Source organism: Streptomyces gelaticus (genome assembly GCF_014649535.1).
In the GTDB taxonomy this organism is placed as follows: domain Bacteria; phylum Actinomycetota; class Actinomycetes; order Streptomycetales; family Streptomycetaceae; genus Streptomyces; species Streptomyces gelaticus.
The window spans coordinates 1-877 of record NZ_BMTF01000096.1 but is presented as its reverse complement, the minus strand read 5'-3'; the positions used below and the strand labels follow the sequence as shown (position 1 = coordinate 877).

Annotated in this window: 2 protein-coding genes; both read left to right on the top strand. The window is 70.1% G+C overall.

The window, feature by feature from the left end; translation table 11 throughout:
* On the top strand, positions 1–249 hold a 249-nt coding region (locus IE107_RS34515), incomplete at its 5' end, for a helix-turn-helix domain-containing protein (protein ID WP_229867491.1).
* Between the two features lie 119 nt (positions 250–368).
* The coding region (locus tag IE107_RS34510; RefSeq protein ID WP_229867490.1) for a hypothetical protein at positions 369–877 on the top strand (509 nt) is incomplete at its 3' end.

The following is an 877-nucleotide window of genomic DNA, read 5'->3' as shown; positions in this document are numbered from 1 at the left end:
GTTGCCCATCTGTCGCCGCGTGGTCTGACGCGGGCCTTCACCACGGCCACGGGGATCACTCCGCTGGCCTACCAGCGCCGGCTGCGCCTGGAACGGGCCCGTGTCCTGCTGACGGACACCGACCTGACAGTGGAGACGGTCGCTGCCCGTTGCGGCTTCCGTGACGCACGGCAGCTGCGACGCCTGGTCACCGAGAGCTTCGGCATTCCGCCGTCCCGGCTCCGCACGCAGTTGCGCCCCGCCAGCTGAAACGCCCGCCGGGAACGGCTCCTGACGCCTTCCCTCGGCCACTTCCTTCCTTGTTCTCCCCATGGAGGCGGTTGCGTGTGCCGCACCGCCATCGATCGACCGTTTTATGGAGGTATGTCATGTCAAGATTGAACAGGAGGCGCCGGGTGGTCCGCCGGGCGGGCTGGGTGCTCATGGGCATGGTGCTGTCGGTGGCGTCGTTCGCCGGGATCGCCTTCGCGGGGGTGAGCACGTCGATGGCGGACAGTTTCGCCCCCGCACCTGCCGCGTCGGACGCGGGTGCGTGGCCGACCGCGCGGGCCGTGCCGACCGGCCGGATCACGGTGGCCGTGGTGGTCAGCAACGAGGGGTCCGTGGCCACCGACGTGATGGCGCCGTACCAGGTGTTCGCCGAGTCGGAGAAGTTGTTCGTCTACACCGTCGCAGCCGAACGCCGCGTCTCCCCGCTGTCCGGCGGGGCCCATCTCCTGCCCGACCACACGTTGGCCGAGGTGGACAGGGGAGCGGTCCCCGAGCCCGATGTGGTGGTCGTGCCCGCGGTGACCGACCCAGCCGACGCCAAGGAGGCGCGGCTGCGGGACTGGATCGTGGAGCGGCACCGCAAGGGCGCGCATGTTCTGGGAGTATG